Below are 15,422 nucleotides of genomic sequence, written 5' to 3'. Positions count from 1 at the left end.
CGCCCGGTCACCGGGGCGGGTGCCAGTCGGCGTAGCGGGCCATCGACCGCAGCGCCACGCGAGGCGGTACCACGCGCATCAGGGCGTTGCGGGCGGCCACCGCGGCGGGGTTCTCCAGCTGCTGGCCGTACCGTCCGATCATCCGGGACGCCTTCGCCACCGCCTGGCTGCGGGGCCGGCGCAGCCGGTCGTAGGTGGCCAGGCCGTCCGGGCGATCGGCGACGGCGGCCAGGACCACCGCGTCCTCGAGCGCCTGGTTGGCGCCCTGACCGAGGTTGGGCGTCATGGCGTGGGCGGCGTCGCCGAGAAGAACGACACGCCCTTTCGTGTACGTCCGGAGTGGCTCGTCGAGACACGCGAGATCGTCCTGCAGCACCGTCTCGGTCGCGGCGATCAGCTCCGGGATCGGCTCGTGCCAGCCGCGGAAGCGAGCGTCGACCGGAGCCGTCGGGCCGCCCGGCGCGGCGTTGACGGCGGCGAACCAGTAGACCCGGCCGTCGCCCAGCGGCGCCATGCCGAACTCGGCGCCGGGGCCCCAGGTGATCGCCACGTCGAGATCGCCGGGCCAGGTCGTCACGCCGCGCCATGCGGTCACGCCGACCGGGACCGGCCCGGCCGCCTCGGGCCACAGTGTCCGGCGGACGGCGCTGCGGATGCCGTCCGCGCCGACGACCAGACCGGCATGGATCCTCTCGTCGCCGCCGTCACCGCGATGGGTCACCTCGCCGTCCTCGGTGACGCCGGTGACCTCCGCGCCGGTCCGCACGGTCACGTCGGCCGGCAGCGCCTCGAGCAGGACGCGGTGCAGTTCGGCGCGGTGGATCCCGTACGCCGGGGTGCCGAGCGCGCTTTCCAGCAGGCCGGCCTCGACGCGGGCCAGCCAGCGCCCGTCGGCGCGCCGGGTGCCGCCGGACACGTCGGGCCGGCCGCCACGCCGCACCTCGCCGCCGACACCGAGTTCGTCGAGGCAGCGCAGACCGTTGGCCTGCAGCACCACGCCCGCACCCACCGGACGGAACTCGGGCGCCCGTTCGAGCACCGTCACCCGCCAGCCGGCCCGGGACAGGCCGATGGCCGCACCGAGTCCGCCGATGCCTCCGCCGATCACGACCGCACTGGATGCCATCGTCACTCCTTCTACAGATGTAGAAGCCATACTACAGCTGTAGAAAGGAGTGGTGCCACCGTGCCGACCGACCGCTTCGCGCTGCTGACCGACGCCGCCATCGACGTCCTGGCCGAGGAGGGCATGCGCGGACTGACCCACCGGGCCGTCGACCGCCGGACCGGCCTGCCGGAAGGCACCACCTCCGCCTACTTCCGGACCCGCAAGCAGCTCATCGAGGCCGTCGTGCGGCGCATCGCCGACCTCGACCGGGAGGACCTGCGGGCGGGCCGGCTCCCGGCCGACGGCGACGGCCCGCCGCCCGACCTCACCGACGTCCCCGCGATGGCCGCCGGTATCGCCGCCGTGCTCGACCACTGGATGAGCGGCGGCCGCAACCGCACCCTCGCCCGGTACGCCTGCCTGCTGGAGGCCACCCACCACCCGGAGATCCGGACGATCCTGGCGTACGGCGACGCGTCCCGCGCTCAGTCCCGGGCCATGCTCGCGGCCGCTGGAGCGCCGAACCCCGACCAGGCCGGCGACCATTTCGTCGCCTGCATCGACGGCCTGCTGTTCGACCGCCTGGCCGGCGCGGGAGCCCGTACCGCGCCGCCGCCGGGCACCGCGGCCAACCGCGCCGACCTCACCGCCGCCCTGACCGCCGTGCTGCGCGGCTTCCTCGGCTGACGACCCGGGACTCGTGCGCGTCCACTGTAGATTCGATCTCCACTGATGGCCGGGCCGACGGGAGACTACTGGTCGTGGAAGAGGTCTCGATCCGCTTTCTCAAGGGCGAGGCGGACGCCGGTACGCTGCGCGCGCTCTACGACTCGGTGATCGCGCCGAGTTTCGCGCCGGCCGAACGCGAGCCGTTCGAGAAGCTGCGCCGGGTTCTGGCCGCCGACGAACTGCGCGGGGCGATCGCGGTGAACCCGGACGGCGAGCCGGTCGGCGCGCTGTTCCTGGAGTGGTTCGCCGACATCCGGGTCGCGCTGCTCTGCTACTTCGCGGTCCGGCCCGACCTGCGTGACCGGGGCGTCGGCCGGCGGCTCGTCGCCGTCGCCACCCCGCACTGGCGGGCGGAGCTCGGGCCCCACGTCGTCTTCGCCGAGGCCGGGGATCCCCGCTTCGACACGTCCACCGCCGACTACGGCGACGGTGACGCGCGGCTGCGGCTGTACGCCGGGTTCGGCGCCCGCCGCCTGCCGATCCCCTACCTGATGCCCGAGCTGTCGCCGGGTGCCGGGCGCCTGGCCAACCTGCTGCTGCTCGTGATGGAGGCCGACGACGCGGTGAGCCCGGCACCGGACCGGATCCGGAGCTCGGTCGTCGAGGGTTTCCTGGTGCGCTACTTCGCCCGCCAGGAGGGCACGGTCCGCGAGGACGACCGGCTGCGGTCGCTGCTGGCCGAGTGCCGCCGGGACGAGTTCCTGCCGCTAGGACCGCTCGCTGGAGACTGAGAGCTCGTTGAGCCGGCGGTCGAGGAAACGCCGCTCGGCGCCGTCGCCGGTGAGCTGTCTGGCCCGCAGGTAGGCGGCGCGGGCCTCGCCGGTCCGCCCGAGGCGGCGCAGCAGCTCGGCCCTGGTCGCGTGCAGGTAGCGGAAGTCGCCGAGATCGATCTGGTCGATCATGTGCAGGCCCGCCTCGGGGCCGTCCGTCTCGGCGATCGCGATGGCACGGTTGAGCTCGACGACCGGTGAGCCGGTCAGCCGGGCGAGCTCGGCGTAGAGCCCGGCGATCCGCGGCCAGTCGCACGGCGTCTCGGCGTGCAGCGCGGCGATGGCGGCCTGCAGCACGTACTGGCCACGGCCACCCCGCTCCAGCGCCGACTCGAGTTCGGCCCGCCCCTCGGCGATCCGGGCGGTGTCCCAGAGGGACCGGTCCTGTTCCTCCAGGAGCACGATCTCGCCGTCGCGGAACCGCGCGTCGCGGCGGGAGTCGTGCAGCAGCATCAGTGCCAGCAGCCCGTGCACCTCGGAGTCGCCGGGCAGCAGTCCGGCCAGCGCCCGGGCGAGCCGGATCGCCTCCGCCGCCGGCTCGGCACGGCCGCCGTACCCCTCGTTGAAGATCAGATAGACGACGGCGAGGACCGCGTCCAGGCGCTCACGCAGCAGGTGTGCCGGCGGCACCCGGAACGGGATGCCCGCCGCCCTGATCTTGCGTTTGGCCCGCACCAGCCGCTGCGCCATGGCGGGCGCCGCCACCAGGAAGGCGCGGGCGATCTCCTCGGTGGTCAATCCGCCGAGGGTACGCAGGGTGAGCGCCACCTGCGCGTCGGTGGCGAGCGCCGGATGACAGCAGGTGAAGATGAGCTCCAGACGCTCGTCCGGGAACGTCGTGTCCCGTACCGGCGTCCCGGTGTGATCGTCGGCGATCAGCCGGGCATATCGGGCCGTGAGTGCCCGGTCGCGGCGGATGCGGTCGGTCGCCCGGTTGCGCGCCGTCGTGATGAGCCAGGCCCGTGGGTTGCCGGGCACGCCGTCGCGCGGCCAGCGGGCGGCGGCGATCGCGAAGGCCTCCTGCGCGGCCTCCTCGGCGAGGTCGAAGTCGCCGAGGAGGCCGATCAGCGTCGCCAGAACGCGGCCCCACTCCTCACGAAAGGCCTGTTCGAGCGTCGTGGTCACCAATAGACCTCCGAGGGACGGATCTCGACAGCGCCACCGTGACGCGCGGCCGGTACCCGGGCGGCCACCTCGATGGCGGCGTCGAGGTCGTCGGCCTCGAGGATGAAGAAGCCGCCGATGGCCTCCTTCATCCCGACGAACGGGCCGTCGGTCGTCAGGGTCCGGCCGCCCTCGACGCGCACCGTGGTCGCGTTCTCCGGCAGGCCCAGCGGCGGGCCGGGGGTGACGCCCGGCGTCTCGTTGATGCCCTGGTAGTCGGCGTAGACCTGCTTGCGCTCGTCCTCGCCGAGCGCGGCCTGCCGCTCCTGCGCGGTGCCCTGATAGATCACCATGACGTACTTCATCGTTCTCCTCCTCGGCTTCACCGGATCGTCGCGCAGTCAGACGAACGGCGGGCCCGCAAATCGACACCCGCATCGAAGATTTCCGGCAAGGTCTCCGATCAGCCGGCGGCGAGGCCGGCCTCACGGGCTATCAGACCTGCTTGCGTACGGTTGGCGCAGTCGAGTTTCACCAGCAGCCGGGACACGTGGCCCTTCACGGTGGCCTCGGTGAGGCTGAGACGCGAACCGATCAGCGCGTTCGACAGGCCGTCGCCCAGGCAGGTCAGGACGTCGACCTCGCGCGGAGTCAGGTCGCTGAGCAGGCCGCGCGGGCCCGGTCGCGGCCGGCGTCCTGGCGACCGGCGGCGCTGACCAGGCGCTGGGTCGCCTGCGGGGACAGCACGGTGTGGCCGTCGGCCGCGACCCGGACCAGCCCGATCAGGTCCCCGGGACGGGTCGACTTGAGCAGGAAGCCGGCGGCACCGGCCCGCAACGCCCGCAGCACGTACTCGTCGGCGTCGAAGGTGGTCAGCACCACGACGGCCGGGCGGTGGGTGAGCCGGGCGATCCGGCCGAGCGCGGTGAGCCCGTCGACGCCCGGCATGCGCAGGTCGAGCAGCACCACGTCGGGCCGGTGCCGGATGACGGCCTCCACCGCGGCGGCGCCGTCGAATGCCTCGTCGACGACCCGTACGTCGTCGGTCGCGCCCAGGATCGTGCGCAGGTGGGCGCAGACCATCGGCTCGTCGTCGACCACCACGACGCGGATCACAGGGCTCCCTCCGTCGGTACGTACACCGGCAGGATCGCGGCCACCCGGAAGCCGCCGCCGGACCGGGGACCCGTGGTCAGCTCGCCGTGGACGAGTTCGACCCGCTGCCGGAGGCCGATCAGGCCGCTGCCTGAGCCGGCCGCCGCCAGCACCGGATCGGACGGCCGGACCGGACCGCTGTCGGTCACGCTCAGCCGGATCCGGTCGGCACCGTAGTTCAACTCGACCAGCGCGGTAGCGCCCGGAGCGTGCTTGCGGACGTTGGTGAGCGCCTCCTGGACCAACCGGTACGCGGTCCGCCCGACCACCGGTGAGACGGCCACCGGCACGCCGTCCTCGACCACCTCCACGGCCACACCGACCGACCGCGACTGCGCAACCAGCTCCGACAGGTCGGGAAGCGCCGCCGGGGCCGGGCCGGGGCGGGCCGTCGGCTGTTCGCCGGGCGGTGCCCGGAGCACGCCGACCAGGTCGCGGAGCTCCTCGAGCGCCTGGCACCCGGCGGTGCGGAGCTCCTCGGCCACCCTGCGGGTGTCCTCGTCGGCGGCGGTCACGCCGAGGGCGCCGGCCTGCAGCACCATCAGCGTCACCCGGTGCGTCACCACGTCGTGCATCTCGCGGGCCAGCCGCGCCCGCTCCTCGGCCCGTGCCTGCGCGGCCAGCAGATGCCGCTCCCGTTCGGCGCGTTCGGCGCGTTCGGCCAGGGCGAGCAGCAGCCGCCGCCGGCTCGCCGCCCACAGCCCGAGCAGCGCGGGCACCACGGTCATCAGCAGGCCGAGGGTCAGGACGGTGAGGTGCGGTTCCCACGGCTGGACCCCCAGCAGGGTGACGACGACGATCAGCGCCCAGCCCAGTCGCGGGCGTCGTCCGTGGACGACGGTGGCATAGATGGCGTACGGGCTGGCCAGTGGCGCGACGACCCAGATCGGGTCGACGTCGGCCGCCCAGATGAGGCCGGGTACGAGCAACTGTGGCACCAGTTGCAGGAGCGCGACCGCGGCGAGGGCGCCGAGCAGCGCCTCCGGGGCCCGTCGGCGCAGCACCAGTCCGAGCTGGACGACGCTCTGCACCACGAGCAGCGTCCAGCCGTAGACGGTGTCGAGGTGCCAGTGCCGTACCGCCAGCCACGTGTCGGCCACCGTGACGCTCACCGCCAGCAGCGCGTCCAGGCTGAGGTGGCGCCGGGAGTCCGTCGTCAGCGGCATGGCGACACGATAACGATCACGGCGCCCGGGTCTCGACCGACGAAAGTAGGGGATGGGAGCGCCGGGCACTACTTTCCGGGCTTCTGCGGGCACCCCGTCCCGGGATCAGATGCCGGGCATGACGGTCCTCTCACCAGCGTCCGCAACACCGCCCGCGGCCGGCAGCCGGATCCAGCTGCTCGACGTGCTGCGGGGCGTGGCGATCCTCGGCACCCTCGGCACCAACATCTGGATCTTCACGGATCCCCTCGGCCCGGCCGGGGCGATCGTCGCGCCCGACGGGACCGGCGTGGTGGAGACGCTGCTGCGGACGCTCAGCAACGGCAAGTTCCTCGCCCTGCTCACGCTGCTGTTCGGGGTGGGGCTGGAGCTGCAGTACCGCTCGGCGGAGCGCCGCGGGCGGCGCTGGCCCGGCTGGTACCTGTGGCGGGCCGTCCTGCTGCTGGCCGAGGGGGCGCTGCACTACCTGCTCGTCTTCGAATGGGACGTCCTCATGGCGTACGCCCTGGTCTCGCTCCTGGTGGCCGGCATGGTCGGACGTGGCGACCGGGCGGTCCGCGCGTGCATGGCCGTCGCGGCGGTCCTGCACGTGGCCCTGATCGGCCTGCTCACCGCCGCCGGGGTCGGTGGTGGCGGAGCGGTGCCGGGCGGCACGGATCTGTACTCCACCGGCACCTATCCGGAGCAGGTGGCGGCCCGGATCGAGGGCTGGGGGCTGTACCGGTCGGAGTCCGTCCTGATCATTCCGCTGACGATCCTGCTGTTCCTGGCCGGTTCGCGGCTGATGCGCGCCGGTCTCTTCACCGCGGGAACGGCCGGGCGGGTGCTGCGGCGACGGCTGGCCGTCCTCGGGCTGGGCGCCGGCCTGCCGCTGAACCTGCTCACCGCGTTCGCCGGGCCGCGCTGGTACTTCGCCGACCGGTATCTGTGCGGCCCGCTCGTGGCTCTCGGCCTGATGGCCGTGGTGACCGGTCTGCTGCTGCGGACCGGTGACGGCACCGGGCGCCGGGCGCTGTCCGGGGTCGGTCGTACGGCGCTGTCCTGCTACGTCCTGCAGAACCTGATCTGCGCGGCGCTCTGCTACGGCTGGGGCCTCGGCCTGGCGGCCCGTCTCGACGATCTGCGTCCGTGGTGGCCGCCGGCGGCCTGGGCCGTGGTGTCGGTGACGCTGGTCGCGGGGGCCGGCTGGTGGCTGCGCCGGTTCGACCGGGGGCCGCTGGAGGCCGCCTGGCACTGGGCGTACCGGCTGCCCCAGCGTCGACCCCGCGTCACCGGTTGACGCGGTCAGTCTCTCGTACAGCAGGAAAACGCTTTCCCGTCAAGGTGCGGTTCATAGATTGCGATCATTGCGTTCCATGTATTGACTCGCCGTTCCGTGTAGCAGAACATCCTGTCCACGAAACGTCCCTGTAACGCGGGTCAGGCACCGGAGGGGAGCTCATGTGACCGCGCTCGACTGGGCAATACTCAGCGGCTACTTCGTGGTGATGGTCGGTATCGGCCTGTGGACCAAGAGCCGCGTCCACAACGTCGCCGACTTCTTCACCGCACGGGGCCGGATCCCCTGGTGGCTGGCCGGCATCTCGCATCACATGTCCGGCTACAGCGCGGTCATGTTCGTGGCCTTCGCGGCCGTCGCCTACAACTACGGCCTCGCCATGTACGTGTGGTGGGCCCTCACGATCGGCCTCGGCGTCGGGATCGGCGCCTTCGTCTTCGCGGCCCGATGGAACCGGCTGCGCTCCAAGCACGGGGTGGCGTCCCCGCTGGAGTACCTCGCACGCCGCTACAACCTGCCCACCCAGCAGGCCCTCGCCTACAGCGGCGCGCTGCTCAAGGTCGTCGACATCGCGGCCAAGTGGGTGGCCATCTCGATCCTGCTGCGCGGGTTCGCCGGCGTCCCGATCATCTGGGGCATCCTGATCACCGGCGTCGTCACGCTGGCCTACATCACGCTCGGTGGCCTGTGGGCGGACGTGCTCACCGACTTCGGGCAGTTCGTGATCCAGGGCGTGGCCGGCATCGCGATGTTCTTCGCGTTCCTGGCCCACCTCGGCGGCGTCTCCACACTGTGGACCATGTGGGGTGACCTGCCCGAGGGGCACGGCGATCCGTTCAGCGGCCCGTACACGATGACGTTCTTCCTGGCTCTGCTCTTCATCAAGACGTTCGAGTACAACGGCGGCATGTGGAACCTGGCGCAGCGCTACATGGCCGCGCCGTCCGGTTCGGCGGCCAAGCGGTCCGCCCTGCTGTCCAGCGGGCTGTGGCTGATCTGGCCGCTGATCCTGTTCCTGCCGATGTTCGCGGCACCGCTGATCGTGCCCGGCCTGGCCAACGCCGAGCAGGCGTACGTCGAGCTGGCGAAGACCCTGCTGCCGCCGGGTGTGATCGGCCTGGTGCTGGCCGGCTTCTTCTCGCACACGATGGCGATGGTTTCCTCGGACGCCAACGTGATCTCGTCGGTGGTCACCCGGGACATCGCCCCGGTGCTGGTCAAGGCGGTGCGCAACCTGAGCGAGCGGGCCGAGCTGACCTTCGCGCGGGTCACCACGTTCACCTTCGTGGTGATCAGCATGGTCATCGCGATCAGCACCGAGGGCCAGGGCGTGGTCCTGAAGATCGTGGTGGACCTGGTCGCCGCGACGATGGGCCCGATCTCGATCCCGCTGATGCTCGGCCTGCTGCCGTGGTTCCGGCGCAGCGGCCCCACCGCGGCACTGGTGTCATGGGCGGCCGGCCTGAGCGTCTGGGTCGTGGTCAAGTGGATCCTGGAGGAGACGAGCCAGACCATGGTGGTCGGTGTCCCGCTGGTCACCTCGCTGGTGCTGTACGTGGCGATCGGCCTGCTCAAGCCGGAGCGCACGACCGACCGCGACGACATCATCGACTCGCTGGACACCGATCCGGTGGACGAGCCGAAACCCGCCGCCCTGAGCTGAAGCCGGGAGAACCTATGCAATCACGACCTGCCACGGCACCCGACCAGGTGGCGAGCATGGACACCGAGCGGCTGCGCGGACGGTTCCTCGTGGAGGACCTCTTCGCACCGGGAGAGGTACGGCTGACGTACTCCCACGAGGATCGCATCGTGGTGGGCGGTGTGGCCGGGTCCGCGGATCTGCCCTGCCCGGACCAGCTGCGCTCGGAGTTCTTCCTGGAACGCCGGGAGCTGGGCGTGGTCAACGTCGGTGGACCGGGCGTCGTCACCGTGGACGGCGTCCGGCACGAACTGGCCGCCAAGGAGGTGCTCTACGTGGGGCGCGGCGCCCGGCGGGTGAGCTTCGACGGGCGGTTCTATCTGATCTCGACGCCCGCGCACACCAGCCACCCGACGGTCAAGGCGACGCTCGCGGACGCGGAGCCGGTGCGACTCGGATCGCCCGAGGGCTCCAACGAGCGGACGATCTACAAGTACATCCACCTCAAGGGCATCCAGAGCTGTCAGCTCGTGCTGGGCGTGACGGTCCTCGAGCCGGGCAGCATGTGGAACACCATGCCGTGCCACACCCATGAGCGCCGGACCGAGGTGTACTTCTACTTCGATCTGCCGGAGAACGAGCGGGTGGTGCACCTGATGGGCCGGCCGGACGCGACCCGGAACCTCATCGTGGCGCCGGAACAGGCGGTCATCTCGCCGTACTGGTCGGTGCACTGCGGATTCGGCACCCGTAGCTACGCCTTCGTGTGGGCGATGGGCGGCGAGAACCAGGCCTACGACGACATGGAGCCGGTCGCGATCGGCGAGCTGCGGTGACCGGCCCGCCCGATAGCGACCAGTAGGCTGAATCGGTGGCCAGGGAAGGCAGTTCCATCGACAAGACGCTGGCGGTGCTCGAGGCGCTCGCCGAGCACCACCGCGTCACCGACATCGCGGTGGCCACCGGCGTCTCCAAGTCGACCGTCCACCGGATTCTGCAGGCGCTGGTCACGTGGGGTTTCGCTCGTCCGGACGGCCTGGGCAGCTACGAGCCCGGCCCGCGCATCCTGACGCTGGCCGGCCGGGTGATGCACCGGTTCGACCCGGCCCGTCAGGCGTCGGGCGCATTGCACGCGCTGTGCGAGACCACCGGTTTCACCACGCACTTCGCCATCCGCAGCGTCGACGAGGCGGTCTACGTCGACAAGCAGGAGGGGCGCCGGCCGTACCAGATGCCCTCACGCGTCGGGATGAGCCTCGCGCTGCACACGACGGCCATCGGCAAGGCGATCCTGGCGCAGCTCAGCGACGCCGAGGTGCAGGCGATCTGCCGGCGCACCGGCCTGCCGCAGCGCACGCCGAACACGCTGACCAGCGAGGAGGACCTGCTCACGCATCTGGCCCGGGTCCGCGCCCTGGGGTACGCCGTCGACGACGAGGAGAACGAGCCGGGCATCCGGTGCTTGGGTGCGGCCGTCTTCGACCACACCGGTCAGGTGCTGGGCGGCATCTCGGTCTCCACCCTGGCGCTGGACATGGACATGGCCGGTCTGGAGACGCGGGCGTCCGAGGTCATCGCCGCGGCCCGTGACGTGTCGGCCGCGCTCGGGGCGGTCGCCCCGCTCGCCCACTGAACTGCCCGTTTCAGGCGACACACCGCTTTCGCGAGTCTTCGGCGTTTTCTGATCATTCTGGGATGATCAGGACATCGGAACAGGAAGGCGGGGATCCGAGTGCCGCAACGGTATGGGGACCTGAACCTCCACGACACCGCGCCACGGGCGCTGCGGGTCGTGATGGGCGCGATCGCCGGGTTGTGCGCGGCCACCGCGCTCGCCCACGTCACGCTGGTCTTCCTGCACGTCGCGCCGGTGAATCCGGTCTCCCAGCGCCTGCAGAAGCCGATCCAGGCGTGGGTCTACCCGTTCTTCGAGCAGAACTGGCTGCTGTTCGCACCCAACCCGAACGCGTACAACACGCAGATCTTCGCCCGCACCGGCTGGACGACCGAGACCGGCGAGGGTGCGATGACCGACTGGGTCGACATCAGCACGGCCGACATCGCCGCCACGGAACACAACCCGTACCCCAGCCGGGCCACGCAGGCCATGCTCCGGCGGGCCTGGGTCTCCTACACCACCGCACACGGTGAGGACGACGTGGCGTACGGCGAGTGGTCGCAGATCCGGGCGGAGTACCTGCGCAACATCGCGGTGCAGCGGATCAGGGAGCGCCATCCGCACCGCTTCGAGACGATCCGGCTGAAGGTCGTCACCTCCACGATCGCGCCGCCGGACACCGGCGGCGCCGCCCCGACCGTCCCGGCCGAGCCCGCTACCAGGACTCTGCCCTGGTGGAATGCGACCTCCGATGGCAGTTGACCAGACCTCCCGCGTACTGCCCACACCCGGGAGCACGGAGACCGAGCCGGAACGCTCGACGGCCCGGTGGCTGCGCAACCGGTTCGACCACGGCTACCGCCTCCTGACCGAAGAGCCGCTCTCGCTGTACGCCACGGCGTTCCTGCGTATCGGCTCCGGCCTGCTCTTCATGGTGCTGCTCGTCCGGGAGTTCCCGCACCGCCACCTGATCTGGGGCCCCGAGGCGGCGTTCACCCCGGACCTGGCGCGCCGGATGTTCGACGAGACCGGCTGGTTCAGCGTGCTGACCCTGTCGGACGACCCGCAGTACTTCGAGTTCTGCTACGTGGTGGCGCTGCTGGCCGGGTGCCTGTTCATGCTGGGCTGGCGCACTCGCGCCACCTCGCTGGTGTTCGCGGTGATGGTGGCCTCGTTCTACAGCCGGAACCTGCTCATCACCGACGGTGGTGACAACCTGGCCGTGCTGCTCGCCTTCTACCTCTGCTTCACCGCCTGCGGCCGGGTCTGGTCACTCGACGCGCGCCGGGCACGACGACGCGAGTACGCGGCGTTCCCCGACGTTCCGGGCCCGGCCGGTATGGTCCGCCGGTTCACCGTCACGGTCCTGCACAACTGCGCGCTGCTGGTCATCATGGCGCAGATGTGCATCCTGTACGGCAGCGCCGGCCTCTACAAGGTGCAGGGCAACCTGTGGGCCGACGGGACGGCGCTGCACTACGTGCTCGACACCGAGCTGTTCCGCCCGTGGCCCGCGCTGTCCGACTTCGTGGACGGCCATCAGGTGATGATCGCCATCTCCTGCTACGTCACCGTGCTGGTCCAGGTCGCCTTCCCGTTCAGCCTGTTCAGCAAGCTGAAGTACGTCGTCGTGGGGATCCTGATCGCCATGCACGCGGGCATCGCCGTACTGCTGGGGCTGCCGTTGTTCTCGGCCGTGATGATCCTCGCCGACATGGTGTTCCTGCCCGACCGCTTCTATCGTGCGGCGGCCCGCAAGGGCTCGGCACTCCTCCGCCCCGGCCGGGCTACTCCTCGTCGGTGAACACCACCTCGCGCCGCCGCCGGATCATCGGCAGGGCCGCCAGCACGAGGATCAGCACGGTCAGCACCAGCAGCGACAGCGAGATCGGCCGGGTCAGGAAGACCGTGGCGTCGCCACGCGAGATGATCAGGGCCCGGCGCAGGTTCTCCTCGAGCAACGGCCCGAGCACGAAGCCGAGCAGCAGCGGCGCCGGCTCGCACCCGCACTTGATCAGCACGTAACCCACGATTCCGAAGACCGCGATGGCGTAGACGTCGTACTCGTTCATGCTCAGCGAATAGGTGCCGATCACCGCGAACAGCACGATCATCGGGAACAGCACCTGGTAGGGGATCCGCAACATCCGGACCCAGATTCCGATCAACGGCAGATTCAGCAGTACGAGCAACACGTTGCCGATCCACATGGAGGCGATCAGGCCCCAGAACAGGGCGGGCTCGTCGGTGATCACATTCGGGCCGGGGGTGATGCCGTGCACGATGAACGCCCCGACCATCAGCGCCATCACCGGATGGGCCGGCAGCCCCAGGGTCAGCAGCGGGATGAACGAGGTCTGCGCGGCCGCGTTGTTCGCCGACTCGGGTCCGGCGACTCCCTCGATCGCACCGTGCCCGAACTCCCGGCGCCGCTTCGAGATGCGCTTCTCCACGGCGTACGAGGTGAACGAGGCGAGCACGTGACCGCCGCCGGGCAGCACGCCGAGCGCCGCGCCGAGGCCGGTACCGCGCGCGATCGGGCCGGCGATCCGGCGGCGGTCCTCACGTGTCGGCCAGAGGTTCGTCACGCCGCCGAGCAGGGCCGGGCGGTCCCGCTCGTTCTCCAGGTTGCGCAGGATCTCGGCGATGCCGAACATGCCGACCGCCACCGAGACGAAGTCGATGCCGCCGTACAGCTCGCGCTGGCCGAGGACGAACCGGGGCGTGCCGGTGTAGATGTCCTGCCCGACCGTGCCGAGCAGGATCCCGAGCGCGATCATCGCGAGCGCCTTGAGCGCCGAGCCCCGGGCCAGCGCGATCGACACGACCAGGCCGAACAGCACGAGCGCGAAGTAGTCGGCCGGGCCGAACCGCAACGCGACGTCGGCCAGCGGCGGAGCGGCGACGGCCAGCACGACGGTGGCGACCGTGCCGGCGATGAACGACCCGATCGCGGCGGCCGCCAGGGCCGGTCCCGCCCGCCCCTGCCGGGCCATCTCGTGGCCGTCGAGCGCGGTGACGGCCGCCGACGACTCTCCGGGCAGGTTGATCAGGATGGCCGTCGTCGACCCGCCGTACTGCGCGCCGTAATAGATGCCGGCCAGCATGATCAGCGCGGTGACCGGCTCGAAGTTGAAGGTGATCGGCAGCAGCAGCGCCACCGTGGCGGTCGGGCCGATGCCCGGCAGCACACCGACGGCCGTGCCGAGCAGCACGCCCACGAAGCAGTAGAGGACGTTCTCGATCAGCAGCGCCGTCGAGAAGCCGAGCACCAGGTTGTCGAGGAGATCCACGTCAGAACCCCGGTCCGGCGAGCGGGATCCTCAGCTGCAGCCCCACCACGAAGATCAGCGTGGCGGCCGCGGTCAGGCCGGCGGCCACGGCCAGCGCGGTGAGCGGACGCACCCGCCGGCTGGCCAGCGTGGTGAGCAGGGCGGTCACCGCCGAGGTCGGCACGAACCCGAGGCGCCCGATGAAGAACCCGAAGAACAGCACCGCCGCCGTGATCAGCGCCAGCGCCCGCCACGGGACGCGTCCGAACTCGATCACCTCGCCGGCGATCAGCCCCTTGACGACGATCGCCAGGCCCAGGGCGGCCACGATCGCGCCGATCAGCAGCGGGAAGTAGCCGGGGCCCATCCGCAGCGGGGTCCCCCGGTCGCCTCGGTCGTGGTGGGCACGTCGGGCAGGCTCTCGACCCGCTCGGGCGTGGTGACCGCGTACGCCTTCACCTTGCCGGCCGAGATCTGGCCGCTGGTGTTGGTGGTCTGGTCGCACATGAAGTCGACCTGCCCGCCGACCAGGTCGGTCAGCGCCGGGCCGGTGCCCTGGTACGGAACCTCCTGCAGTTTGACGCCGGTGGCCGACTGGAACAGCAGGCCGCACAGGTGCGAGGCCGCGCCGATGCCGGCGTTGGCGAGGGTGACCTTGGCCGCGTTCGCCTTCACGTACGCGGTCAGGTCAGCCAGCGTCGCGGGCGGGAAGTCCTTGCGGGCCACGACGGTCATCGGCACCTCGGTGACCAGGCCGATCGTCGCGAAGTCCTCGAGCGGCTTGTAGGGGAGGTTCTTGTAGAGGGCCGGCGCGGTGGACATGCCGATGTGATGCATGAGCACCGTGTATCCGTCCGGCTTGTCCTGCGCGACCTGCCCGGCCGCGACCGTGCCGCCGGCGCCCTCGACGTTCTTGACGACGATCTGCCCGCCGAGTGCCTTCGCCATCGGCTCGGCGATCAGCCGCGTGACGGTGTCGGTCGGGCCGCCCGCGCTGAACGGCACGACGATGGTGATGTTCCGGTCCGGGTATCCCCCGCCGCTCCCGGTTCCGCCGCCCTCGGAACAGGCAGCTACGAGAGAGACGGCGGCGAGCGCGGCGACCAGCCGCGGCCTGCTGCTCGTGCTCATGTCCTGGCCTCCTTGCCGGCGCCCACCCCGGCATTCACAGGCATTGATCGATAACCGTATTGACAATTGACGATGATCACTAGGGACCATTCGAGTTCGGGGGCTCCGGCACTCCGTCGTCCGCCGGGCGCGGGCGGTCGTTCCGGGTCCTACGGCGGCACCCGGAGACCGCCCCGCCATCCCCCGCCACGCCCCGCCGCGTCTTGCCACGCCAGGCCCCGCCACCCGCCCGCAAACCGCGGAACACACGCCCGACCTTCGCGTGTGCTCCCGACGCCGCCGGCAACAACGGTGAGGTCACATACTGCGGATCCGTGGGCGCCTGCCGTCGCCCCCATGACGACAGGGCCGCGCGCAGCAGCTACGTGCGACCCCACCGCCGCAACCAGCCCACGCTCCGACAGCAACCGATGGCCTGGACCAGGGAAGGGGGCGACACCCACCACAC

17 protein-coding genes are annotated in these 15,422 nt (G+C 71.2%); 8 read left to right on the top strand and 9 right to left on the bottom strand.

The genetic code is table 11. From position 1 onward, the window contains the following. Nucleotides 1-7 precede the first annotated feature (7 nt). Entirely contained in the window at nucleotides 8-1,126 is a 1,119-nt protein-coding gene (locus CLV67_RS37995; protein WP_106327415.1) for an FAD-dependent monooxygenase, read from the bottom strand. 60 nt (nucleotides 1,127-1,186) lie between these two features. On the opposite strand from CLV67_RS37995, the gene CLV67_RS37990 reads away from it, so the two are divergent. Both CLV67_RS37990 and CLV67_RS37985 read left to right on the top strand, forming a co-directional pair. Beyond that, nucleotides 1,187-1,795 (top strand): TetR/AcrR family transcriptional regulator, encoded by a 609-nt coding sequence (locus tag CLV67_RS37990; RefSeq protein ID WP_106327413.1) that lies wholly within the window; start codon nucleotides 1,187-1,189, stop codon nucleotides 1,793-1,795. Nucleotides 1,796-1,869: 74 nt separating this feature from the next. Then, on the top strand, nucleotides 1,870-2,568 hold the full coding sequence (locus CLV67_RS37985; RefSeq protein ID WP_106327411.1) for a GNAT family N-acetyltransferase: 699 nt from the start codon (nucleotides 1,870-1,872) through the stop codon (nucleotides 2,566-2,568). On the opposite strand, the gene CLV67_RS37980 is transcribed toward CLV67_RS37985, so the two are convergent. The 5 genes from CLV67_RS37980 to CLV67_RS37965 form a co-directional block, all read right to left on the bottom strand. Beyond that, entirely contained in the window at nucleotides 2,545-3,732 is a 1,188-nt protein-coding gene (locus tag CLV67_RS37980; protein WP_106327409.1) for an RNA polymerase sigma factor, read from the bottom strand. The two genes, CLV67_RS37985 and CLV67_RS37980, sit on opposite strands and share 24 nt — an antisense overlap. Further along, on the bottom strand, nucleotides 3,729-4,076 hold the full coding sequence (locus CLV67_RS37975; RefSeq protein ID WP_106327407.1) for a YciI family protein: 348 nt from the start codon (nucleotides 4,074-4,076) through the stop codon (nucleotides 3,729-3,731). The genes CLV67_RS37980 and CLV67_RS37975 overlap by 4 nt, the downstream gene beginning before the upstream one ends. Before the next feature lie 98 nt (nucleotides 4,077-4,174). Next, a complete protein-coding gene (locus CLV67_RS54600; protein WP_373873191.1) occupies nucleotides 4,175-4,309 on the bottom strand; it encodes a LuxR C-terminal-related transcriptional regulator in 135 nt (44 codons plus the stop codon). Nucleotides 4,310-4,362: 53 nt separating this feature from the next. Then, entirely contained in the window at nucleotides 4,363-4,827 is a 465-nt protein-coding gene (locus CLV67_RS37970) for a response regulator (RefSeq protein ID WP_307833890.1), read from the bottom strand. Further along, nucleotides 4,824-6,032: a sensor histidine kinase gene (locus CLV67_RS37965; RefSeq protein ID WP_106327405.1), complete on the bottom strand. Its 1,209-nt coding sequence runs from the start codon at nucleotides 6,030-6,032 to the stop codon at nucleotides 4,824-4,826. Before CLV67_RS37965 ends, CLV67_RS37970 begins: the two co-directional genes overlap by 4 nt. Nucleotides 6,033-6,150: 118 nt before the next feature. On the opposite strand from CLV67_RS37965, the gene CLV67_RS37960 reads away from it, so the two are divergent. The 6 genes from CLV67_RS37960 (at nucleotide 6,151) to CLV67_RS37935 (ending at nucleotide 12,375) form a co-directional block, all read left to right on the top strand. Beyond that, on the top strand, nucleotides 6,151-7,311 hold the full coding sequence (locus CLV67_RS37960) for a DUF418 domain-containing protein (RefSeq protein WP_106327404.1): 1,161 nt from the start codon (nucleotides 6,151-6,153) through the stop codon (nucleotides 7,309-7,311). A 163-nt stretch (nucleotides 7,312-7,474) separates the two neighbouring features. Continuing rightward, nucleotides 7,475-8,974 (top strand): sodium:solute symporter family protein, encoded by a 1,500-nt coding sequence (locus CLV67_RS37955; RefSeq protein ID WP_106327402.1) that lies wholly within the window; start codon nucleotides 7,475-7,477, stop codon nucleotides 8,972-8,974. Between the two features lie 14 nt (nucleotides 8,975-8,988). Then, complete coding sequence (kduI, locus tag CLV67_RS37950; protein WP_106327400.1) at nucleotides 8,989-9,789, top strand: 5-dehydro-4-deoxy-D-glucuronate isomerase; 801 nt, start codon at nucleotides 8,989-8,991, stop codon at nucleotides 9,787-9,789. 35 nt (nucleotides 9,790-9,824) lie between these two features. Then, nucleotides 9,825-10,586 carry an IclR family transcriptional regulator gene (locus CLV67_RS37945; protein WP_106327398.1) on the top strand — a complete coding sequence of 254 codons (762 nt, stop codon included), beginning with the start codon at nucleotides 9,825-9,827 and terminating at the stop codon, nucleotides 10,584-10,586. A gap of 99 nt (nucleotides 10,587-10,685) precedes the next feature. Further along, a complete protein-coding gene (locus CLV67_RS37940; protein ID WP_106327396.1) occupies nucleotides 10,686-11,333 on the top strand; it encodes a DUF5819 family protein in 648 nt (215 codons plus the stop codon). Further along, entirely contained in the window at nucleotides 11,323-12,375 is a 1,053-nt protein-coding gene (locus CLV67_RS37935) for an HTTM domain-containing protein (protein WP_106327394.1), read from the top strand. Before CLV67_RS37940 ends, CLV67_RS37935 begins: the two co-directional genes overlap by 11 nt. On the opposite strand, the gene CLV67_RS37930 is transcribed toward CLV67_RS37935, so the two are convergent. Genes CLV67_RS37930 through CLV67_RS37920 form a run of 3 tightly spaced genes read right to left on the bottom strand, consistent with a single transcriptional unit; the run spans nucleotide 12,359 to nucleotide 14,974 of the window. Continuing rightward, nucleotides 12,359-13,864: a tripartite tricarboxylate transporter permease gene (locus CLV67_RS37930; RefSeq protein WP_106327392.1), complete on the bottom strand. Its 1,506-nt coding sequence runs from the start codon at nucleotides 13,862-13,864 to the stop codon at nucleotides 12,359-12,361. The two genes, CLV67_RS37935 and CLV67_RS37930, sit on opposite strands and share 17 nt — an antisense overlap. Before the next feature lies 1 nt (nucleotide 13,865). Then, a complete protein-coding gene (locus CLV67_RS37925) occupies nucleotides 13,866-14,210 on the bottom strand; it encodes a tripartite tricarboxylate transporter TctB family protein (RefSeq protein WP_106327390.1) in 345 nt (114 codons plus the stop codon). Then, nucleotides 14,183-14,974, bottom strand: coding sequence for a tripartite tricarboxylate transporter substrate-binding protein (locus CLV67_RS37920; protein WP_106327388.1), 792 nt, complete (start codon nucleotides 14,972-14,974; stop codon nucleotides 14,183-14,185). The genes CLV67_RS37925 and CLV67_RS37920 overlap by 28 nt, the downstream gene beginning before the upstream one ends. Between the last annotated feature and the right edge of the window lie 448 nt (nucleotides 14,975-15,422).

The organism is Actinoplanes italicus (assembly GCF_003001815.1).
In the GTDB taxonomy this organism is placed as follows: domain Bacteria; phylum Actinomycetota; class Actinomycetes; order Mycobacteriales; family Micromonosporaceae; genus Actinoplanes; species Actinoplanes italicus.
The sequence above is the reverse complement of the archived record's forward strand: the minus strand, read 5'-3'. Positions and strand labels throughout refer to the sequence as shown.